This is a genomic window from Nonomuraea sp. NPDC003560 (assembly GCF_042878785.1).
Classification (GTDB): domain Bacteria; phylum Actinomycetota; class Actinomycetes; order Streptosporangiales; family Streptosporangiaceae; genus Nonomuraea.
The window spans coordinates 621871-640848 of record NZ_JBIAOF010000001.1; the positions used below are offsets into that span (position 1 = coordinate 621871).

Here is an 18978-nt window from a genome sequence, read left to right on the forward strand (position 1 = left end):
CACGAGGTCAGGAGCGGTGCCTCCGGGTCACGTGGCATGAGGGCACACTGGTCCTCAGCCTGTGGCGAGGGGAGATGTGCACAGCGAGCTTCCGCATGCCGATGGAGGACGTCGGCAGGCTGCTCGACACGCTCGACGACGGCTACGCCGAGGCCACGGGCGAGCAGCCCGCGGTGCCCGCGGCCGATCCGGGCACCGAGGTCATGCCGGGCACCGGCACGTACCACCGGCCGCCTCAGCACGCCCAGCAGCCTCCGCCGCCCGCGCTCGACGAGCGGCCCACCGCGTCGCTGTCGCCCAACGACGTGCTGGTCGCGCGCGGCCCCGCGCCGCAGGACAAACTGGTGGCCTCCTACAGCGAGACCACCGGCCCCCGGGAGACGCCGTCGTACGGCGAGCGCAGCCCCTTCACCGGCCCCCAGTACGTCGAGCAGCCCGCCGCCCAGTACCCCGGCGACCCGCACAGCGGCCCCCAGTACACCGGTGACCCGTTCAGCGGCCCGCAGTACACGGGCGACCCGCTGAGCGGCCCGCAGTACACGGGTGACGCCTTCAGCGGCCCCCAGTACACCGGCGACCCGCTGAGCGGCCCCCAGTACACCGGCGACCCCTTCACCGGCCCCCAGTACGTCGAGAGCAGCGAGCCCGTCTACCAGCTGCCCGCCGACCAGCGCCGACCGGCGCCGCTGAGCACCGACCCGCTCGGTTTCCCGTCGCAGGCCGCCGACCCCTACCCGCCGGCCCAGCAGTACTCTCCCGACCCGTACGGCTCCTACCAGCAGCCGCCGTCCCAGCCCCAGCCCCAGCAGCCTCCGGCACAGCCGCAGAGCACGGCCGGGCTCGGCACGCCCATGCACGGCATCCCCGGCGCGGGCCGCAGGCACAACCCCGCGCCCGCCCAGGACTCCTACCGCGCGGCCGACACCTACCAGGGCTACCAGCAGCCCGCGCAGCCCAACCCGGTGGACCCGCTGCTGGCGCTCGGCCGTCAGGAGTACCCGCCGCAGTCGTCCGACCCGAACATGGGCCGTCCGTACGTGACGGACCCCCTGTTCTCGACCGGCGAACGCCTGCGCCCCGACCAGCAGCAGGACTACGGCGACGGGCGCGACCGCCGGGAGTGGTGACGACCTCCTTCCGCCCGCCGGGTACGCTCTCGGCATCCACCCGGGCGAGCTGGAGGAACGTCGTTGAACCCGACCATGGGCCTGCAACTGCTGCTGATGGCCGGTGGCGCGGTCGCGGTCGCGGCGGTGGCGCGGCGGCGGGGCTGGCCGGCCCCGCTGTTGCTGGTCGCGGCCGGCCTGCTGGTCTCGCCGCTGGTCCCGGCGGTGCCGTTGCAGCCCGAGCTGGTGCTGTTCGTGTTCCTGCCGCCGCTGCTCTACTCGGCCGCGCTCGACAGCTCCTACCTGCGCCTGCGTGACGTCAAGCGGGCCGTGGCGCTGCTGTCGATCGGCCTGGTGCTGTTCACCACGGCCGTGGTGGGGCTGGTCGTCCACCTGCTGCTGCCGCAGCTCCCGCTGGCCGCAGCCTTCGCGCTCGGCGCGATCATCGCGCCGCCCGACGCCGTGGCGGCCGTCGCCGTGGGCCGGCGGCTCGGGCTGCCGCGCAAGTCGCTGACGATCCTCATCGGCGAGAGCCTGTTCAACGACGCCACGGCGCTGACGGCCTACCGGGTGGCCATCGGGGCGGCCGTGGGCGGCAGCATCGACCTGTTCCAGGGCGTGGCGCAGTTCCTGTTCGCGGCGCTCGGCGGGGTGGCGATCGGGCTGGCGCTGGCGTTCGTGTTCGCCTGGGTGTTCCAGCACACCCGCGACTCGCTGGTCGAGAACACGCTGATGCTGCTGATCCCGTTCGCGGCCTATCTCGCGGCCGAGTCCGTGCACGTCTCCGGGCTCGGGCCCGAGCCGGTGCACGCCTCGGGCGTGATCTCCGTCGTGGTCGTCGGCCTCTACCTGGGCAACCGCATGCACCAGCGGGGGTTCGGCACCCGGCTGGTGTCCGACGCGGTGTGGAAGGTCACCGACTTCTTCCTGGAGTCGATCGTCTTCGCGCTCATCGGGCTGCAGCTCGTGACCGTGATCAAGGGCATCACCGGCTACGGCCCCTGGCAGGTCGCCGGCTACGCGCTGGCGGTGCTCGCGGTGACGATCGTGTCCAGGTTCGTGTGGGTGTTCGCGTTCACCCCGCTGGTCAAGCTCGTCCGGCGGGGCCCGGCGCCCAGCCCGCAGCAGACGGTGATCCTGGGCTGGGCCGGCATGCGGGGCGTGGTGTCGCTCGCGGCGGCGTTCTCCATCCCGCCGGAGATCCCGGCCCGCGACCGGGCCATGCTGCTGTTCCTGACGTTCACCACGGTGATCGGCACCCTGCTGATCCAGGGCATGACGTTCCCCGCGCTGATCAGGAAGCTGCGCGTGTCGAGCGAGCAGGAGCGCTACGAGGACACGCTGGCCGAGGCGGCCGCCCAGCAGGCCGCGCTGGAGGCGGGCCTGGCCGAGCTCGAACGGCTGGTCGAGCAGGAGGGCGAGCCCGACGAGATCAAGAAGCAGGTCATCGACCAGCTCAGGGAGAAGTCGTGGCGGCGGTCGCTGACCGCGTGGGAACGCCTGGGCGGCGGCACCGCGCAGGGCGGCGCCGAGACCCCCAGCAGCATCTACCGGCGGTTGCGCCGTGACATGCTCACGGCCGAGCGCGAGGTGTTCGTCCGCCTGCGCGACGAGCGCCGCCTCGACGACGAGGTGCTGCGCGAGGTGATGGCCCAGCTCGACTTCGAGGAGGCCATCCTCGAACGCTGACCCCGACGGGCGCCGCCCGCGCAGGGCAGGTCAGCCCATCTGGTTGTCCACGAAGCACCAGCGCCAGCTCTCGCCCGGTTCGAACGACTGGATCACCGGGTGCGTGGTCGCGTGGAAGTGCTTGGTCGCGTGCTTGTTGGGCGAGGAGTCGCAGCAGCCGATGTGGCCGCACTCCAGGCAGCGCCGCAGGTGCACCCATCGGCTGCCGCTGGCCAGGCACTCCTCGCAGCCCTCTGGGGTCTTCGCCGCCGGGTCGTCGGCCTGGGAAAGATGCTCGCACATTGCCATGGATCCGATCCTAGGACCCGGCCGCCGATGCCCTCCGCGCAGACCTCCTGTCCGGGCCCTCACCTGCGAGAAGGCCGTGCGTCCCGGGCCTTCGGCGAAGGGAGTTCCGCGCGGCCGGCGGGGTGGTCGATCAGACTCTTCTCAGGGGGTCCGCGCTCAGGGGAGTGAGAAGGCATGGCCGATGTGTTCGCGAAGTGTCGTCTGCCCGGGTACCAGCCGGTCAAGGAGCTGGGCGTCTATCCGTACTACCACCCGATCCAGGAGCGGCCGGGCGACGGGGAGGTGGTGGTCGGCGGGCGGGTGCTGGTGCAGGCCGGGTCCAACGACTATCTCGGGCTCTCGGGGGATCCCCGCGTCAAGGAGGCCGCCGTCGCGGCGATCCGGCGGCTCGGGGCGGGCAGCGGCGGTTCGCGGCTGACGAACGGCTCCCTCGCGCTGCACGAGGAGCTGGAGGCGCGGCTCGCGGAGTTCCTCGGGCGTCCGGCGGTCATGGTGACCAGCGCCGGCTACCTGGCCAACCTCGCGCTGGGCGCGCTGCTGGGGCCCGGCGACGTGGTGATCGGCGACCGGCTGGTGCACGCGTGCCTCATCGACGCCGTACGGCTGGGCGGAGCCCGGTTACGTCGCTACCGGCACAACGACATGGACCACCTGGAACGGCTGCTGGCCGCGGGCGATCCGGGCGCCGCCCGGATGATCGTGACCGAGGGCATGTTCTCCACCTCGGGCAACGTGTGCGACCTGCCGGGAATCGCCAAGCTCGCCCGCGCGTACGGAGCCCGCGTCGTGATGGACAGCGCGCACGACGCCGGCCTGCTCGGGGACGCCGGTCGCGGCGCCGCCGAGGCGCACGGCCTGGAGGAGGCGGTGGACGTGCAGACCATCACCTTCTCCAAGTCGTTCGGCACGATCGGCGGCGCGGTCGCCGGACCGGAGGAGATCATCCTCTACCTGCGCCACCACGCGCGGTCCATGGTGTTCACCGCCGCGCTGTCACCGGCCTGCGCCGCCGCCGCGCTGGCCGCCCTGGAGATCGTCGTCGCCGAGCCCGAGCGGCGGCGCCGGTTGCGGACCGCGGCCGGGCGGCTGAGCGGCGAGCTGGCCGGGCTGGGGTACGCCGTCGTGCCGTCGGACCGTCCGGTCATCGCCGTGCCGGTGGGGGAGGACCTGCGCTGCTTCCGGTTGTGGCGGGAGCTGTTCGACGAAGGGGTGTTCACCACGGCCATGATCTCGCCCGGGGTGCCGCCGGGGCAGGCGCTCATCCGGGTCAGCCTCACCGCCACCCACACCGACGCCCAGCTCGACCGGATCGCGGCCGCCTTCGCCGCCGCCGGCCGTCGAACGGGGCTTCTTCACTGATCGCGCGCCGCCGCGGGCGCGGGGCGCTGGGTAAGGTCGAGGTATGCGACTCATCAAGAGCCGGTTCGTGCCCCTGGCGCTCTTCGCCGTCTGCGTCCTGGCCGCCGGGTGCGGCGAGGTCAACGACACGATCGACAAGGCCCAGGCGTGCCTGGAGGCGCCGAAGATCGTCACCGACCTGGCCGCCAAGGTCAAGGACCTCACCGACGACCCCAAGGCCATGGAGAAGGCGCTCGACGACGCCGCGGGCAAGCTCAACGACGTGGCCGACAAGGCCGCCAACACCACGCTCAAGCAGGCCAGCGAAGACCTTGCCAAGACTTTGGGCGGGATCGACGTCCAGAACGTGAACGACGCCGTCGACGCGGCCCAGAAGGTGGGCAGCGAGGCGGTCGACTACGCCCAGCAGGTCGCCAAGGCGTGCAGCTGAAATCCCGTCTTCTCTAGGGGAAAAGGGGACGAATTACCATATAAGGCATGGAGCCCGACCCGCGTTTCACCTTGGCCAACGAACGCACCTTTCTCACGTGGCTGAGTACGGCGCTGGCGCTCAGCGCGGGCGGGGTGGCCATGGCGGCGGTGCCCTCCGACGTGTTCGTCCCGTGGGTCCGCACGGTGCTGGCCGTCATGCTGGTGTCGTTGTCCGCGCTGGCCGCGGGCATGGCCTATCCGCGCTGGCGCAACATCCAGCGCGCCCTGCGCAACCAGGCGCCGCTCCCGCCGCCCGCCCTCGCGGCGGTCTTCGGGTACGGCGTCGCCACCGTGGCCGTCGTCGCCCTCGTGCTCATCATCCTGTCGGTGTAGATGTCACAGGAGATCTGGGACGAGGGCCTGCAGAGCGAGCGCACCCGGCTCGCCTGGGTCCGCACCGCCGTGGCGCTGGCCACGGGCGGGCTCGGCGCGGCCGGGCTCGCGGTGCGCCACGGCCTGCCCGCCGTGGCCGTCGCCGGGTTCGCGCTGGCCGCGCTGTGCGGCGCGGTCCTGCTGATCAGGACGGGGGTGCGCTTCCGCCGGGTCCAGGAGGCCCTGCACGGCGGACGGCCCATCGACGCGGGCCTCGACGCGCTGTTCGCCTGGCTCGGCACCCTCAGCGTCGTGCTCGGCGCGGTCACCTTCGTGCTCACGGTCCGGTGACCCCCGGCTTGCGATGTTCCGGAGGGGAGGCGGACACTCGTAGTGAGGGGGTGACCTCAGTGGAGGAAGAACGCAGGACCCTGCCCTTCGAGTGCCGCGGTTGCTGGCACGTCTGGGAAGAGGACTACCTCGTCCGGCACGTCGACGACGAGCACGGGAACGCCGCCGAGATCTGGCTCAGGGACGGGCTCGTGGTGCCGCCGCCGTCGTACGGGGTGATCTGCCCGCATTGCGGCTGTCAGCAGACCACCACGTTCCCGGCCGGCTATCTCGCCCGGCATCCGGAGCTGTTCCGGTCGGACGAGCCGGTCGTGCCGGACGCGACGCCGCTGCTCAGTCCGGTTCCGCCGCGGCGTCCGTACTGACGGGAGACGCGACGGCGGGCGGGCAAGTGCCGAAAAACGGCGCTAAACCATGACACTTGGTAAGCGTTTCGTAGCTTGAAGTGTCATAAGGTGCGTCTTGCGCAAGCGCGGGGCCAGGCGCAGACTCAGGTCTAGACCACTGAATCCCCAGCCGGGGGTGATCCTCGTGCGCGACGGGTTCGAGACCCGCGAGACCTGGCCCTTCGAGTGCCTGCGCTGTCTGCGCGTCTGGGAGGAGGAATTCGTCGTCCGGCATTTCGCCGACGACCACGGCAATCAGGTCGAGATCTGGCTCAGCTCCGGCGTTGCCGTGCAACCTCCCTCGTCGGGCACGTGCTGCCCGGGATGCGGCGCCTACCACGTGACGTCGTTCCCGAACGGATACCTGGCCAGGCACCCCGAGCTGCGGCCGGATCCCGAGGTGCGGCCCCGACTCGTGCCCGAGCTCGGCGCCGTGTCGGGTCCGGCGCTGGAGGAGCCGAAGGCGCCCCTGGCGGGGGCGCCGCTGGCCGGTCGGCTGCTCGTCGCGATCGGGGTGCCCGTCGCCCTGTTCGTCGGGTACGAGCTGTACCGCGGCCTCGTGGCCGTCGCGCCCGTCCACCACTAGCGCGCCGGCCCGCCGCTCGCGCGGTGGGCCGACGGCGTCGTGGTCACTGGCTCAGGCTCTCCAGCCAGGCCCGGTGCAGCCCGGCGAAGCGGCCCGAGGCGGCGATGAGCCGGTCGGGCGGCCCGTCCTCGACGACCTGGCCGGCCTCCATCACCAGCACCCGGTCGGCGATCTCCACGGTCGAGAGCCGGTGGGCGATGATCAGCGCGGTGCGGTCGGCGAGGATCGTGCGCAGCGCCCGCTGCACCAGCCGCTCGCTCGGCACGTCGAGGCTGGAGGTGGCCTCGTCGAGGATGAGCACCGCGGGGTCGGCGAGGAACGCCCTGGCGAACGCGATGAGCTGCCGCTGGCCCGCCGACATGCGCCCGCCGCGCTTGCCGACCTCGGTGTCGTAGCCGTCGGGCAGCCCGGCGACGAACTCGTGCGCGCCGATCGCCTTGGCCGCCTCGCGGACCTGCCGGTCGGTGGCGTCCGGCCGGCCGAACCTGATGTTGTCCGCCACCGTGCCGCTGAACAGGAAGTTCTCCTGCGTCACCATGACGACGGCCTGGCGCAGCGTCGTCTCGTCCAGGTCGCGCAGATCGACCCCGTCGAGCAGCACGCGGCCCGCGGTCGGGTCGTAGAAGCGGGAGATCAGCTTGGCCAGCGTCGTCTTGCCCGCGCCGGTCGCGCCGACCAGCGCCACGCTCTGCCCGCCGGGGATCGTCAGGTCGAGGCCGGGCAGGATCGGCATCTCCTCGACGTAGGCGAAGCGCACGTCCTCGAAGCGGACCATGCCGCGGGCCTGCTGGGGCAGCGGCTCGGGCCGGCGCGGCTCCGGCACGCCCGGCTCCTCCTCCAGCACGCCCGACAGCTTCTCCAGGGCCGCGCCCGCCGACTGCAGCGTGTTGTAGAACTGGCTGAGCTCCTGCATCGGCTCGTAGAACTGCCGCAGGTACAGCAGGAACGCGGCCAGCACGCCGACCGTGACCTCGCCCTGGATCGCCAGGTAGCCGCCGTAGAGCAGCACCCCGCCCACGGTCAGGTTGCCGATCAGCTTGATGCCGAACATGAACTCCGCGCCCAGGACCATGCTGCGCGCGTTGGCGTCCCGGTAGTCGTCGTTGAGCTGGGCGAAGATCTCCTGGTTGCGCGGCTCCCTGCGGAACGCCTGCACCGCGCGGATGCCGGTCATCGACTCCACGAAGTGCACGATCACCAGGGCGACCGTCTCCCGCGTCCGCCGGTAGACGATCACGGACTGCCGCCGGAACCACCGCGTGAACAGCAGCAGCAGCGGCAGCGGGACCAGCGCCACCAGGCCGAGGTGCACGTCGAGGACGAGCAGCAGCGCGGCCGTGCCGAACATCGTCAGCACCGCCTTGACCAGCCCGTCGAAGCCCGACTGGAGCAGCTCGGAGATGGCCTCGATGTCGGAGGTCAGCCGGGAGATGACCCGGCCCGAGGTGTACTTCTCGTGGAAGCTCAGCGACAGCCGCTGGAAGTGGTCGAACACCCGCCTGCGCAGCTCCAGCAGCACGCTCTGGCCGACCTTCCCCGACAGGCGCAGGAACGCCTGCCGGGTGAGCGCCTGCGTGACGGCCGCGACCAGGATCACGCCGACCACGATCAGCAGGATCGACGGCCCCGACCCGCGGGTCATCGGCGGGATGCCGTCGTCGATCCCCACCTTGACCAGGTACGGGATCGCCAGCGCCGCGGCGTTCGAGACAACGATGATCGCGGTGAGCAGCGCGATGGCCTTGCGGTAGGGACGCAGCAGGTCGCCGAGCAGCCGGCGGGAGCGCTCCCGCAGCAGCACCGACACCTTCTCCGGCAGTTCGTCCTGCTCCTCGGAGGCGACGCCGCGCCAGGAGGAGACGGGGGCGGCGGTCATCGCAGGGCTCCTTCCGAGGGGTCGAAGTCGGCGTCCTGGGCCAGCAGCTCGCGGTACTCGGGCACGTCGGCCAGCAGCTCGTGGTGGCGGCCGACGTGGGTGATGGTGCCGTCGCGCAGCAGCGCCACCTTGTCGGCCAGCAGCACGGTCGAGGCGCGGTGGGCGACCACGATGCCGGTCGCCTCGCGCAGGACGTGCCGCAGCGCCTCCTCCACCAGCGCCTCGGTCTCCACGTCGAGCGCCGACAGGGTGTCGTCGAGGACGAGCACCCGCGGCCTGCTCAGCACCGCCCGCGCCAGGGCGAGCCGCTGCCGCTGCCCGCCCGACAGCGACAGGCCCTGCTCGCCGATGCGGGTGTCGAGGCCCCAGGGCAGGTCGTACACGAAACCGGCCTGGGCGGTGGCGATCGCGGCGGCCAGCTCCTCCTCGGTGGCGTCGAGCCGGCCGAGCATGAGGTTCTCGCGCACGCTCATCGAGAACAGCGTCGGCTCCTCGAACGCCGTGGCCACCAGCGAGCGCAGCGTGGTCAGGTCGAGGTCGCGCACGTCCTCGCCGTCGATGGTCACGCGGCCCGTGGTGGCGTCGAGCAGCCGGGGCACCAGCGCGGTCAGCGTGGTCTTGCCCGCGCCGGTCGCGCCCACGATCGCGACCGTCTCGCCGGGGTGCACGTCCAGCCAGACGTCGCGCAGCACCGGCTCGTCCGCGCCGGGGAAGGCGAACCCGACGCCCTCGAAGCGCAGGTGGCCCCGGGGCAGCTCGATCGTGCGGCTGCCGCTCTCGATCGCCGGGACGGTGTCCATGACCTCCATGACCCGGTCGGCGGAGGTCATCGCCTCCTGGGCCATGGCCAGGATGTAGCCGAGGCTGGCGATCGGCCAGACGAGCTGGAGCATCAGGGTGGTGAAGGCGACCAGCGTGCCCAGCGTCATCGAGCCGGAGCCCACCGCGAGCGCGCCGAGCAGCAGCACCAGGGCGAGGGTGACGTTGGGGATCACTTCGAGGAAGGCGAAGAACCGGGCCGACAGGGTGGCCTTGTCGACCGAGCTGCCGTACACCTTGCGGGCCGCCTCGTCGTAGCGGTCGTAGACGTGGTGGCGGCGGCCGAACGCCTTGATCGTACGGATGCCGATGGCCGACTCCTCGACGAGCGTGGCGAGGTCGCCCTGCTCGTCCTGGACCCGGCGGGAGATCTTGATGTACCGCTTCTCGAACCTCAGGGACGTCCACACGATCGGCACGGCCGAGGCCAGCACCAGCAGCCCGAGCGGCCAGTACTTGTTCAGCAGGAGCACGGTCACCGTGATGAGCTGGAGGATGTTCATCACCAGGAAGAGCATGCCGAAGCCGAGAAAGCGGCGGATCGTGGACAGGTCCGTCGTGGCCCGCGACAGCAGCTGGCCCGACTGCCAGTCGCCGTGGAAGCCCATCGGCAGGCGCTGCAGGTGCTCGTAGAGGTCGTCGCGGATCGCGGTCTCCAGCCCGAGGACGGGTTTGACCTGGGTCCAGCGCCGCAGGAAGATCAGCCCGGCCTCCACGACGCCCACGCCCAGGGCGATGAGACCGAGCGGGAGCAGCCCGTCGGAGTCGCCCAGGGTCACGGGACCGTCGATGACCTTCTCACTGATCAGGGGGAGCGCGATGCTCGCGGCGATGCTGAGGATCGCGGCCAGCCAGATGAGCACCAGTCTGGCGGCGTACGGGCGGAGGTAGGACTTCATCCGCCACAGGGAGTTGGAGGAGAGCAGGGGACGGCGAGGTGTGTCAGTATCGGGAGGCATCCCATCCAGATTAATACGTGGGATCAACCCATTTTTTGCGGTAAATGTGGGGGTTTCTGCAGGTTGCGGGCAGAAACGAGACCCTCACGGCGCGTCCGGCGACCCCGCGCCCGCCGTCGTCCGGACGGCCGGGCACACTGCCACCTGCGGCTCGGGCGCGGCCCGGGCCAAGGCGGAGCTGTCCTTTCCGCTCACCATTCTCACCGGACGGGAAGTCGCGATGATCGACGAGAGTGAACTGCCGTACCTGCGGCGCTGTGTCGAGCTGGCCACCGAGGCGCTGGAGTCGGGCGACGAGCCCTTCGGGTCCGTGCTGGTCGCCGCGGACGGCGCCGTGCTGGCCGAGGACCACAACCGGGTGGCCGGGGGCGACCGCACCCGGCATCCGGAGTTCGAGCTGGCGCGGTGGGCGGCGGCCAACCTGACCCCCCAGGAGCGGGCGGCGGCCACCGTCTACACCTCCGGCGAGCACTGCCCGATGTGCGCGGCGGCCCACGCCTGGGTGGGCCTCGGGCGCATCGTCTATGTGGCGTCGTCGGAGCAGCTCGGCGGCTGGCTGGCGGAGCTGGGCGTGCCGGCGCCGCCGGTGAGCACGCTGCCGGTCAACGCCGTCGCGCCGGGCGTCCCGGTGGACGGGCCCGTCCCGGAGCTGGCCGGGCAGGTGCGCGAGCTGCACCGCCGCTTCCACGGCGGACGCTGAGGACGCCGCCCGGCCGGGCGGGCCGGTCAGGGGGTGGACGTGCCGAGGGCGATCGTGTCGGCGACCTCGGCGTGCCGCTCGGCCTCCTCGGCGGCGAAGCGGGCGGCGTCCAGCTTGTCGGCGATGTCCTCGTCCTGCTTCATGAGGGCGTCGAGCGACTGGCCGGCCATCTCCAGCACGCCCATGTCGGCGTACGCCTGCTGCAGCCGCGGGCTCCACAGCCCGATGTCCTTGACGCACGGCACGATCCTGCTGAACAGCAGCGAGCGGAACAGCCGCAGGTACTCCGACTGGTCGGTGGCCCGCATGACCTCGTCGGTCTCGGCCCTGGACAGGCCCAGGTGCTCCCAGGACTCCGCGCCGCGCAGCCGGTCGCGCATGAGGTAGCAGCCCTCGATGACGAAGTCCTCGCGCTCGCGCAACTCGGACTCCGACAGGTTCTTGTAGTAGTCGCGCAGCGCCATCCGGCCGAAGGCGACGTGCCGGGCCTCGTCCTGCATCACGTACGCGAGGATCTGCTTGGGCAACGGCTTGGTGGTGATGTCGCGCATGACGCCGAACGCGGCCAGGGCCAGGCCCTCGATGAGCACCTGCATGCCGAGGTAGGGCATGTCCCAGCGGGAGTCGCTGAGCGTGCTCTCCAGCAGCGCCTTGAGGTGCTCGTTGATCGGGTACGCCAGGCCCACCTTCTCCTGGAGGAAGCGGGCGTAGGTCTCGGCGTGGCGGGCCTCGTCCATGGTCTGGGTGGCGGCGTAGAACTTGGAGTCCAGGTCGGGCACCGACTCCACGATCCGGGCCGAGCAGATCATCGCGCCCTGCTCGCCGTGCAGGAACTGGGAGAACTGCCAGGCCGCGCCGTGCAGCCGCACGTCCTGGCGCTGCTGGGGGCCGAGCCGGTGCCACAGCGGGGTGTCGTGGATGGCGATCGTGTTGTCGGGGATCCCGAGCACGTTGTACGGGTCCACCTCCAGGTCCCAGTCGATGCGCTTGGCCGAGTCCCACTGCTTGTCCTTGCCCTTCTGGTACAAGGCCAGCATGCGGTCGCGGCCCTCGTCGTACTCCCAGGTGAACCGGCTGGCGCCGGCCATGCCGACGTCCCAGGTGGAGAGCTCGGCGGGGAGGGTGTAGAGATCGTGCGTCGACATGGGGGACCTCCGCGAGGGGGATTACGTACGGTGTACGTCCACGGCTCGACCCTTGCACGTACGGTGTACGTGCGTCAATAGAATGAGCTATGACCACCGAGCCCCTGTCCAGGCCCCGCATCGTGGCCGCGGCCATCGACCTCATCGAGCGCGAGGGCGCCGACGCGGTCTCCATGCGCCGCATCGCGGCCGAGCTCGGCGTCGGCGTGATGTCCCTCTACAACCACGTGCCGAACAAGGACGCCCTGCTCAACGGCGTGGCCGAGAGCGTGCTGAGCGGCATCGAGTTCACCGACGACCCCGACGCCCACTGGACCGACCGGGTGCGGGCGCAGGCGCGGGCCTTCCGGCAGATCGCCCATCACCATCCGCGCTCGACCATGGTGGTGGTCAGCCGCCAGCTCCACTCCCACGCCGGGCTGCTGCCGGTCGAGCGGGCGCTGGCCACGCTGCGCGGCGCGGGCTTCGACGGGCCCGACGCCGTCCGGATGTTGCGCATGTTCATCGCCTTCATCGTGGGCTCGCTGCTGCGCGAGGTCGGCGTGACGCCCACCTTCGCGCCCGTCCACAGCCGCACGGTCGAGGCCGCCGTCGTCGATCCGGCGTTGTTCCCCGAGGTGAGCGCGCTGGCGCCGCTGCTGGCCGAGTGCGACCACGAGGCGGAGTTCGAGTTCGGGGTCGAACTGCTCATCCAGGCCATCGCGGTGCACGCGGGTCAGTAGGAGGGCACCCGGGCGGGCCCGGATGCCCTCCGGCACGCGAGATCAGTACCAGTTGTGCGACTGCCAGTGCCCCCAGGCGCCGCAGGGCCTGCCGTACCTTCCCTTGATGTAGGCCAGGCCCCAGCGGATCTGCGTCTCGGGGTTGGACCGCCAGTCCTTGCCCGCGCCGCTCATCTTGCCCGCGGGCAGCGCCTGCGGGATCCCGTAGGCGCCCGACGACCGGTTGAGCGCGTGGTGGTTCCAATTGCTCTCCCTGGTCCACAGGTTGTCCAGGCAGCGGAACTCCCGGTAGTTCCACGCGCGCTGGACGACCTGTCCCAGGGCGATCTTCTTGTTTCTTCCGGCGGGCCGTACGGCCGCGATCTTCGGTTGCGCTGACGTTGTCCAGGTCCGCATCTTGATCACCGGAGGCCGGGACTCCGCCCAGGCCGGGCCGGTGCTGACGCCGAACGCGCTGATAGTGAGAAGAGTGCCGCTGAGCACGCGTTTGCTGTCCAAGGCGATCCTTGCTTTCGGGTCGCGTGCGGACGGGCGCCCCCTCGGGAGCGCCCTGCCGGTCCGCGTCCGTGGCTCGGACGCGGAGGGTCCGCGCGGCCTCCCGGGATCCTGTACCGCCCGATCGTGCTGGACGGCCCGGAAGGCGCCACGACGTGTCCTCAAGCACGATTCCTATTACGGGCCGTGACCGCGGGCCGCGATCTCGACACGCGAAGGACAGGTGTTTGCGCGCTCAATTCGGATAAAGGGCGATCTCGCTGGGCCAGGATTGCCCGGCCCGTCGCCTATATGGCATGTCCTTGAGTAAAAACGCGGACGTACCTGGGGTTTGGCTCAGTACCAACTGTGGGATTGGAAGTGCGCCCACGCGCGACACGGCGAGCCGTACCGCTGCTTGATGTAGCCCAGACCCCACCGGATCTGGGTGCGCGGGTTCGTGCGCCAGTCGGCGCCCGAGGAGGCCATCTTGTGGCCCGGAAGCGCCTGCGGGATGCCGTAGGCGCCCGACCGGTTGCCGGCCCTGTGGTTCCAGCCGCTCTCTCTGGCCCAGAGCCTGACCAGGCAGCCGTAGCTCGCGGCGCCCCAGCCGCGCTGGGCGACCAGGGACTTGGCGATGGCTTTGTTCCTGCCACTGCTCTGGGAGCTCTGCGCCTGTGCGGCCGTGGTGCCGGTCACCGTCGCGAGCGTTGCGGCGAGGACCAGGACACCGGTACGGCGGAGCATGGGCATGCGGATTCCCTTTCGAAGGGGACGGGGACCGCGTCACCCTGCCTGACAAACGCCCACATTTCCTAATTGACCATGAAAAATCAGGCTCAATTCCAAGATCGCGACATATTGATATTCAGGGGTTTCGTGGGAAAAATGAGGAATAGGTCACAATCTGCGGCGGGCGTCGTTCTGTAAGCTTCAGATCATGAGCCTTCGCGACATCCCGCTCCGCACCCTCGCCGACGACCCCACCACGCTCGGCGACCTCGCCGGCGACAAGGCCGTGCTGCTGGTCAACGTGGCCTCCCGCTGCGGCCTGACCCCGCAGTACGCCGGCCTGGTCCAGCTCCAGCAGGACTTCGGCCCGCGCGGCTTCAGCGTGGTCGGCGTGCCCTGCAACCAGTTCGCCGGCCAGGAGCCCGGCACGGCGGAGGAGATCCAGGAGTTCTGCTCGGCGACCTACGGCGTCGACTTCCCGCTGCTGGCCAAGGTCGACGTCAACGGCCCCGGCCGCCACCCGCTCTACGCCGAGCTCACCGAGACGGCCGACGAGGAGGGCGCGGCGGGCGACGTCCAGTGGAACTTCGAGAAGTTCCTGCTCGACCGCGAGGGCAACGTCGTGGCCCGCTTCCGTCCCCGCACCGCCCCCGACGACCCGGCCGTCGTCGCGGCCATCGAGAAGCTGCTCTAGCGGGGCCGCCGGCGCTCGTAGGCGTGGAAGGCGGCGCAGCACACCAGCAGCGCCACCGCGAACGCCGGCAGCCAGGCCAGCCGGGCCGCCACCCACCCGAGCTCCTCGGGCGGGGTGTGCAGGCCGGGCAGCGCCCGGCTCTCCAGGAGCGCCCGGCTCGCCAGCAGGCCGAGCTCGGTCACCGCGATCAGCGCGGTCTGGTGCCAGAGGAAGATCGTCATCGCGGCCAGGTTCGCCACGGCCACGGACGCCCAGACGGCGGGGCGGCGCAGCAGCCGGCGCAGCGGGCCGAGCAGCAGCAGCGCCGCGCCGCACTGGGCGAGCCCGAAGCTGACGGCCGCGAGCGAGGGCGGGTCCAGATTGGAGACCGGGGCGCCCGGCACCCCGACCATGGTCGCCGGGTAGCCGCCCCACACCACCAGCGCCAGGGCCGTGGCCGCGCCGCCGGTCAGCAGCGTCCAGCCGGTGGCCCGGCTCCGCAGCCGCCCGCCGGCCCAGGCCGCGCCCAGGCAGTACGGCACCAGCCACCCGGCCGCCAGGTTCACCCACCACAACCACTCCGGGCCGCCGGGCCCGAACCGCACCGCGTCGCAGGCCGCCACCGCCGCGAGCGGCCAGGCCGGGTGCAGCCGGGCGGCCAGCGGCGTGGCGGCCGTCAGCGCGGCGAACACCAGCAGGAACCACATCGGCGCCGCCGCCATCCTGACCAGCAGCCGCACGTCCTCCAGCGGCACCCCGGAGGCGAGCATCGCGACCGCCGCCACGGCCCACACCGCCGCGACGACCGCCACCGGGCGGAACAGCCGCCCCAACCGGCCGCGCAGCCACGGGACGTAGCCGATGCCGGCCGCCCGCGCCGACCGGTGGCCCTTCGCCCCGACCAGGCCGCCCACCAGGAAGAAGATCGCCAGCATCTGGAACGCCCACGACATCGGGGCGAGCTGCGGCAGGTACTTGAGCGGGCTGGTGACGCGCAGGCTGCCGCTGTCGCTGACCACGGCGGTCACCAGCCAGTGCCCGGCCACCACCCCGAGGATGGCCAGGGCCCGCAGCGCGTCCAGGGCCCGGTCGCGCTCCGGCGGCGTCCCGGCCTCGATGCGGGCGGCGAGCCCGCGCGGCCCGGAGCGGGTGCGGAGGGAGGAGTCAGACATTGCGGGCGGCCTCTCCGGAGACGACGCGGGGGGAGGAGTCAGACATCGCTGGCGGCCTCTCCGGAGACGATGCGGGCTACGGCCGTCAGGGCGGGGGAGCCGGGCCGCAGGTAGTCGCTGTGGCCGCCGTCGCCCGCCGCGAAGACGCGGGCGCCGAACCCGGGCGAGACCGGGTCGGCCCCCAGCCCGACCGTGACGAACGGCAGCTCGACCAGCGCGTGGGGCACGCCGGCGATCCAGTCGGCGGCGCCGCGCCCGGCCCACACGACCGCGCGGGTGCGCATGGCGGCGACGTCGGGGACGCCCGCGCCGGGGCTGCCCATCAGGACGATGTCGGCCACGTCCAGGCCGGGCGCGGCCCGTCCGCACACCACCGAGCCGTAGGAGTGGCACACGAGCGACAGCCGGGCGCCGGGTTTGAGCGCACGCAGCTCCCGGACGAACGCGCGCAGCCCGGGCACGGCCTCGTCGGCCCGCGCGGGCGTCAGCACGTCCAGGCTGAGCGTGCCGGGAGTGCGGTACCCGGCCCAGGCGATGACCGCCGAGCCGTCGCCGAGCGCCTCGCGCAGCCGCGTCGCGCCGGCGTGCAGGCGGCCGTACCGGTCGAGGTTCGTGTCGGAGCCGGGCACCAGGACGGCGATCCGCCGGGCCGTCGCCAGGTCGCCGAAGACCTCCACGGTGCGGCCGCCGTCGCGCCCGTCGAAGGACAGGAACGTGCGCGACGGGCCGGCCATGGCCCGCAGCGCCGCCGCCCGCAGGCGGTGCCCCCGCGCGGCGGCGGTGCGCTCGGCGGCCAGCACGGTGGCGCGCCCGGCGGCGTACCGCTCGGTCAGCTCGGCGGCCAGCGCGGCGGGGGCCGCGGCGCGCAGCGGCGCCACGGCGGCGGGAACGGGCGCGGGCACCCCCGCGGACCCGCCGGCGCCGGACGCGGGCACCGCCACCGAAGCGGTGACGAGCGCGGCGAGCAGGCGGTTCCTGAGCGATGCCATGGCGGGTGGTCCCCTTCCGTGCCGGTTCTTCCTTCCGGCACCGAAGGTAGGGATCACGCCTTGTAGTCGGCTTCCCGCTGGGGGATGCACCTTTCGCGTAGCTCTGAGGTACTACGGGGCTGAGGAGGCGTACAGTGGCCGCACTGAGGAGGCGCCATGCTCACGGTGACATCCGCCGACGGGACCGACGTCCGGGTGGTCGAGGAGGGGCAGGGACCGGCCGTCCTCGTCCTGCACGCGGGGCTCGACGACGGCACCCAGTGGGCCAAGGTCGCGGCGCTGCTCGCGCCGCGGTTCCGCGTGGTGCGCGTCCGGCGCCGCCAGTACCGGCCGGACCTGGCCGGGCCCGCCACCATGGCGCAGGAGGCCGCCGACGCGGTGGCGGTGGCGGCCGCGCTCGGCGGGCCCGTCCTGCTCGTCGGGCATTCCTCCGGCGCGGTGGCCGCGCTGGAGTCCCTGCTCCTCGCGCCGGACGCCTTCGCGGGCGCGGTCCTGTACGAGCCGCCCGTCGCCCTCGGACCCTCGCTCGGCGGCGCGGCCGGCCAGGCGGCCGCGGCCGCAGTGGCGGCGGGCCGGCCGGGCCGGGCGATGCGGATCTTCTTCAGGGACGTGGTGGGCCTGTCGCCGGCGATCTCCTGGCTGACCTCCGTGGCGGTGGCCTGCCATCGGCCGACGCGGCTGCGCGCGCCCCGCCAGATCGACGACCTGCTGGCGATCGACGCCCTGGGCGACCGGCGGGCGGCGTACGCGGCGATCCGCACGCCGGTGGTGCTGCTCGGCGGCGACCGCAGCCCCGCCCATCTCGGCGCGCGGCTCGACGCCCTGCGGGAGACGATCCCCGGCGCCCGGCGCGTCACGCTGCACGGGCAGGGGCACGGCGCGCACCTGAGAGCGCCTCAGGAAGTGGCCCAGGTGATCGAGGCGCACGCGCGGGACGTCCTCGGCGAGAGCTGAGCGCGTGCCGCCCGCCGGTCACCTGCGGGGGCCGCAGCTCCCGCGGATGATCAGCTCGGTGGGCAGCACCACCGTGCGCGCCCGCCGGGTGCCCTCGCGCAGCACCAGCTCGCAGGCCCGGTACCCCATGTCCCGGCCGGGCTGGGCGATCACGGTCAGCGGCGGGGCGCACAGCTCGGCCCAGGGCACGTCGTCGTACATCACCAGCGACACGTCCTTCGGCACCCGCAGGTCGAGCTCGCGGGCGGCCAGCACGGCCGCCTCGCCCAGGACGTTCCCGCCCGCGACGACGGCCGACAGGTCGGGACGGCTCTGGAACAGGCCGGAGGCGGCGGCGTACGCCGAGTCGCGGCTGCCGGTGCCGAACACCACCAGCTCCTCGTCCACCGGCGCGCCCACGGCCTCGCGGAAGGCGGCGGCCCGCCGGTCGTGGCCGGGGCCGCCGAGGAAGGCGACGCGCCGGTGGCCGAGGCCCCGCAGGTAGCGCACGGCCGTACGGATGCCGGCGCGGTCGTCGGCCAGCACGGCGGGCACGTCGAGCGGACGCGCGGCGCCCTCGGGGACGCGCCCGCGCGGGGCCACGCCGTCGAGGAGCATGAGATCGTCGAGGGCGCTCTCGGCGGGGTCGCGGTCGCCGTCGCGCCCGGCCTCGGGCGGCAGGCGGTCGGCGAAGACCACCGTCATGCCCGCCCTGAGCGCGGGGGCCCAGGTCTCGGCGTCGCCGGAGGGCACCGCGATCACCCGGTCGACGCTCTGTTCGAGCAGCATGCCGATCAGCTCCGCCTCCTGCTCGGGGTCGCCGCCCGTCGAGCCCAGCACGACCGGCTCGCCCGCCGACCGGGCGCAGGCGAGCACGCCCTCGCAGAGCTGCCCGTAGAAGGTGTCGGTGAGGTCGGGCACCAGCAGGCCCAGGCCGCCGGTGCGGCGCTGGCGCAGGTTGCGGCCGAGCGCGCTGGGCCGGTAGTCGAGCTGGGCGGCGACGGCCAGCACCCGTTCCCTGGTGCTGGGGCTGGCCGAGCCGCCCGACAGCACCCGGGACACGGTCGCGACGCCGACGCCCGCCGCCTCGGCCACATCCTTGATCGTCGCCCGCTTCTCCATGGAAACGATTCCATCATGGATTCCAGGTCACCGGAAGACCATCGGTCCTACAAAGGCTGGTCACGCGGTACCCCTTGACACCGATGTCCGTTTCGGGTGAGATACGTGAAAACG

The 18978-nt window shown here is 72.5% G+C and carries 21 protein-coding genes; 12 read left to right on the forward strand and 9 right to left on the reverse strand.

Features of this window, described 5'->3' with window-relative positions; translation table 11 throughout:
* The first annotated feature begins 95 nt into the window (after positions 1-95).
* Positions 96-1127: a hypothetical protein gene (locus tag ACFYUV_RS03010; protein ID WP_387664245.1), complete on the forward strand. Its 1032-nt coding sequence runs from the start codon at positions 96-98 to the stop codon at positions 1125-1127.
* A 63-nt stretch (positions 1128-1190) separates the two neighbouring features.
* The gene (locus ACFYUV_RS03015) at positions 1191-2795 is read left to right on the forward strand and encodes a Na+/H+ antiporter (protein WP_358284976.1); all 1605 of its coding nucleotides are present in this window, start codon (positions 1191-1193) and stop codon (positions 2793-2795) included.
* A gap of 30 nt (positions 2796-2825) precedes the next feature.
* Here the strand turns inward: ACFYUV_RS03015 and ACFYUV_RS03020 are convergent, their stop codons facing one another.
* Positions 2826-3083 (reverse strand): UBP-type zinc finger domain-containing protein, encoded by a 258-nt coding sequence (locus ACFYUV_RS03020; protein WP_358284978.1) that lies wholly within the window; start codon positions 3081-3083, stop codon positions 2826-2828.
* A 174-nt stretch (positions 3084-3257) separates the two neighbouring features.
* Between ACFYUV_RS03020 and ACFYUV_RS03025 the strand changes: the two genes are divergently transcribed.
* The 6 genes from ACFYUV_RS03025 to ACFYUV_RS03050 all read left to right on the forward strand — a co-directional run bounded on the left by ACFYUV_RS03025 (position 3258) and on the right by ACFYUV_RS03050 (position 6548).
* On the forward strand, positions 3258-4442 hold the full coding sequence (locus ACFYUV_RS03025) for an aminotransferase class I/II-fold pyridoxal phosphate-dependent enzyme (protein WP_387664248.1): 1185 nt from the start codon (positions 3258-3260) through the stop codon (positions 4440-4442).
* Positions 4443-4485: 43 nt separating this feature from the next.
* A complete protein-coding gene (locus ACFYUV_RS03030; protein WP_352324105.1) occupies positions 4486-4872 on the forward strand; it encodes a hypothetical protein in 387 nt (128 codons plus the stop codon).
* 47 nt (positions 4873-4919) lie between these two features.
* The gene (locus ACFYUV_RS03035) at positions 4920-5246 is read left to right on the forward strand and encodes a DUF202 domain-containing protein (protein ID WP_352363977.1); all 327 of its coding nucleotides are present in this window, start codon (positions 4920-4922) and stop codon (positions 5244-5246) included.
* Positions 5247-5576 carry a DUF202 domain-containing protein gene (locus ACFYUV_RS03040; protein ID WP_357964720.1) on the forward strand — a complete coding sequence of 110 codons (330 nt, stop codon included), beginning with the start codon at positions 5247-5249 and terminating at the stop codon, positions 5574-5576. It abuts the gene before it with no gap.
* A gap of 59 nt (positions 5577-5635) precedes the next feature.
* Positions 5636-5941 (forward strand): hypothetical protein, encoded by a 306-nt coding sequence (locus ACFYUV_RS03045; RefSeq protein ID WP_358284985.1) that lies wholly within the window; start codon positions 5636-5638, stop codon positions 5939-5941.
* Positions 5942-6107: 166 nt separating this feature from the next.
* On the forward strand, positions 6108-6548 hold the full coding sequence (locus tag ACFYUV_RS03050) for a hypothetical protein (protein ID WP_387664251.1): 441 nt from the start codon (positions 6108-6110) through the stop codon (positions 6546-6548).
* Between the two features lie 43 nt (positions 6549-6591).
* Here the strand turns inward: ACFYUV_RS03050 and ACFYUV_RS03055 are convergent, their stop codons facing one another.
* Together ACFYUV_RS03055 and ACFYUV_RS03060 are read right to left on the reverse strand one after the other, a co-directional pair.
* Positions 6592-8424: an ABC transporter ATP-binding protein gene (locus ACFYUV_RS03055; protein ID WP_358284989.1), complete on the reverse strand. Its 1833-nt coding sequence runs from the start codon at positions 8422-8424 to the stop codon at positions 6592-6594.
* The gene (locus ACFYUV_RS03060) at positions 8421-10202 is read right to left on the reverse strand and encodes an ABC transporter ATP-binding protein (RefSeq protein WP_387664253.1); all 1782 of its coding nucleotides are present in this window, start codon (positions 10200-10202) and stop codon (positions 8421-8423) included. The genes ACFYUV_RS03055 and ACFYUV_RS03060 overlap by 4 nt, the downstream gene beginning before the upstream one ends.
* Before the next feature lie 220 nt (positions 10203-10422).
* On the opposite strand from ACFYUV_RS03060, the gene ACFYUV_RS03065 reads away from it, so the two are divergent.
* Positions 10423-10902 (forward strand): nucleoside deaminase, encoded by a 480-nt coding sequence (locus ACFYUV_RS03065; protein ID WP_364328201.1) that lies wholly within the window; start codon positions 10423-10425, stop codon positions 10900-10902.
* Positions 10903-10928: 26 nt separating this feature from the next.
* Here ACFYUV_RS03065 and ACFYUV_RS03070 read toward each other — a convergent pair whose 3' ends face one another.
* Positions 10929-12047 (reverse strand): ferritin-like domain-containing protein, encoded by a 1119-nt coding sequence (locus ACFYUV_RS03070; RefSeq protein ID WP_387664255.1) that lies wholly within the window; start codon positions 12045-12047, stop codon positions 10929-10931.
* 89 nt (positions 12048-12136) lie between these two features.
* On the opposite strand from ACFYUV_RS03070, the gene ACFYUV_RS03075 reads away from it, so the two are divergent.
* On the forward strand, positions 12137-12769 hold the full coding sequence (locus ACFYUV_RS03075) for a TetR/AcrR family transcriptional regulator C-terminal domain-containing protein (RefSeq protein ID WP_352357184.1): 633 nt from the start codon (positions 12137-12139) through the stop codon (positions 12767-12769).
* Between the two features lie 42 nt (positions 12770-12811).
* Here ACFYUV_RS03075 and ACFYUV_RS03080 read toward each other — a convergent pair whose 3' ends face one another.
* Both ACFYUV_RS03080 and ACFYUV_RS03085 read right to left on the reverse strand, forming a co-directional pair.
* On the reverse strand, positions 12812-13267 hold the full coding sequence (locus ACFYUV_RS03080; protein ID WP_352324905.1) for a transglycosylase SLT domain-containing protein: 456 nt from the start codon (positions 13265-13267) through the stop codon (positions 12812-12814).
* Positions 13268-13600: 333 nt separating this feature from the next.
* Positions 13601-13996 (reverse strand): transglycosylase SLT domain-containing protein, encoded by a 396-nt coding sequence (locus tag ACFYUV_RS03085; protein ID WP_352324904.1) that lies wholly within the window; start codon positions 13994-13996, stop codon positions 13601-13603.
* A gap of 187 nt (positions 13997-14183) precedes the next feature.
* On the opposite strand from ACFYUV_RS03085, the gene ACFYUV_RS03090 reads away from it, so the two are divergent.
* Entirely contained in the window at positions 14184-14669 is a 486-nt protein-coding gene (locus tag ACFYUV_RS03090; protein ID WP_387664258.1) for a glutathione peroxidase, read from the forward strand.
* On the opposite strand, the gene ACFYUV_RS03095 is transcribed toward ACFYUV_RS03090, so the two are convergent.
* Positions 14666-15820 carry an acyltransferase gene (locus ACFYUV_RS03095; protein WP_387664260.1) on the reverse strand — a complete coding sequence of 385 codons (1155 nt, stop codon included), beginning with the start codon at positions 15818-15820 and terminating at the stop codon, positions 14666-14668. The two genes, ACFYUV_RS03090 and ACFYUV_RS03095, sit on opposite strands and share 4 nt — an antisense overlap.
* Before the next feature lie 38 nt (positions 15821-15858).
* Complete coding sequence (locus ACFYUV_RS03100) at positions 15859-16809, reverse strand: alpha/beta hydrolase (protein WP_387664262.1); 951 nt, start codon at positions 16807-16809, stop codon at positions 15859-15861.
* 156 nt (positions 16810-16965) lie between these two features.
* On the opposite strand from ACFYUV_RS03100, the gene ACFYUV_RS03105 reads away from it, so the two are divergent.
* Positions 16966-17763, forward strand: a complete 798-nt coding sequence (locus ACFYUV_RS03105; protein WP_387664264.1) for an alpha/beta fold hydrolase — start codon at positions 16966-16968, stop codon at positions 17761-17763.
* A gap of 18 nt (positions 17764-17781) precedes the next feature.
* Here ACFYUV_RS03105 and ACFYUV_RS03110 read toward each other — a convergent pair whose 3' ends face one another.
* Positions 17782-18864: a LacI family DNA-binding transcriptional regulator gene (locus ACFYUV_RS03110; protein ID WP_387664266.1), complete on the reverse strand. Its 1083-nt coding sequence runs from the start codon at positions 18862-18864 to the stop codon at positions 17782-17784.
* Between the last annotated feature and the right edge of the window lie 114 nt (positions 18865-18978).

Bases quoted from the DNA above. Each gene is read 5' to 3' on its own strand.
- ACFYUV_RS03055 (WP_358284989.1), bottom strand. From the start codon at position 8,424: ATGACCGCCGCCCCCGTCTCCTCCTGGCGCGGCGTCGCCTCCGAGGAG.
- ACFYUV_RS03065 (WP_364328201.1), top strand. From the start codon at position 10,423: ATGATCGACGAGAGTGAACTGCCGTACCTGCGGCGCTGTGTCGAGCTG.
- ACFYUV_RS03075 (WP_352357184.1), top strand. From the start codon at position 12,137: ATGACCACCGAGCCCCTGTCCAGGCCCCGCATCGTGGCCGCGGCCATC.
- ACFYUV_RS03040 (WP_357964720.1), top strand. From the start codon at position 5,247: ATGTCACAGGAGATCTGGGACGAGGGCCTGCAGAGCGAGCGCACCCGG.
- ACFYUV_RS03020 (WP_358284978.1), bottom strand. From the start codon at position 3,083: ATGGCAATGTGCGAGCATCTTTCCCAGGCCGACGACCCGGCGGCGAAG.
- ACFYUV_RS03030 (WP_352324105.1), top strand. From the start codon at position 4,486: ATGCGACTCATCAAGAGCCGGTTCGTGCCCCTGGCGCTCTTCGCCGTC.
- ACFYUV_RS03035 (WP_352363977.1), top strand. From the start codon at position 4,920: ATGGAGCCCGACCCGCGTTTCACCTTGGCCAACGAACGCACCTTTCTC.
- ACFYUV_RS03025 (WP_387664248.1), top strand. From the start codon at position 3,258: ATGGCCGATGTGTTCGCGAAGTGTCGTCTGCCCGGGTACCAGCCGGTC.
- ACFYUV_RS03105 (WP_387664264.1), top strand. From the start codon at position 16,966: ATGCTCACGGTGACATCCGCCGACGGGACCGACGTCCGGGTGGTCGAG.
- ACFYUV_RS03110 (WP_387664266.1), bottom strand. From the start codon at position 18,864: ATGGAGAAGCGGGCGACGATCAAGGATGTGGCCGAGGCGGCGGGCGTC.
- ACFYUV_RS03100 (WP_387664262.1), bottom strand. From the start codon at position 16,809: ATGGCATCGCTCAGGAACCGCCTGCTCGCCGCGCTCGTCACCGCTTCG.
- ACFYUV_RS03060 (WP_387664253.1), bottom strand. From the start codon at position 10,202: ATGCCTCCCGATACTGACACACCTCGCCGTCCCCTGCTCTCCTCCAAC.
- ACFYUV_RS03085 (WP_352324904.1), bottom strand. From the start codon at position 13,996: ATGCCCATGCTCCGCCGTACCGGTGTCCTGGTCCTCGCCGCAACGCTC.
- ACFYUV_RS03090 (WP_387664258.1), top strand. From the start codon at position 14,184: ATGAGCCTTCGCGACATCCCGCTCCGCACCCTCGCCGACGACCCCACC.
- ACFYUV_RS03070 (WP_387664255.1), bottom strand. From the start codon at position 12,047: ATGTCGACGCACGATCTCTACACCCTCCCCGCCGAGCTCTCCACCTGG.
- ACFYUV_RS03010 (WP_387664245.1), top strand. From the start codon at position 96: ATGCCGATGGAGGACGTCGGCAGGCTGCTCGACACGCTCGACGACGGC.
- ACFYUV_RS03095 (WP_387664260.1), bottom strand. From the start codon at position 15,820: ATGTCTGACTCCTCCCTCCGCACCCGCTCCGGGCCGCGCGGGCTCGCC.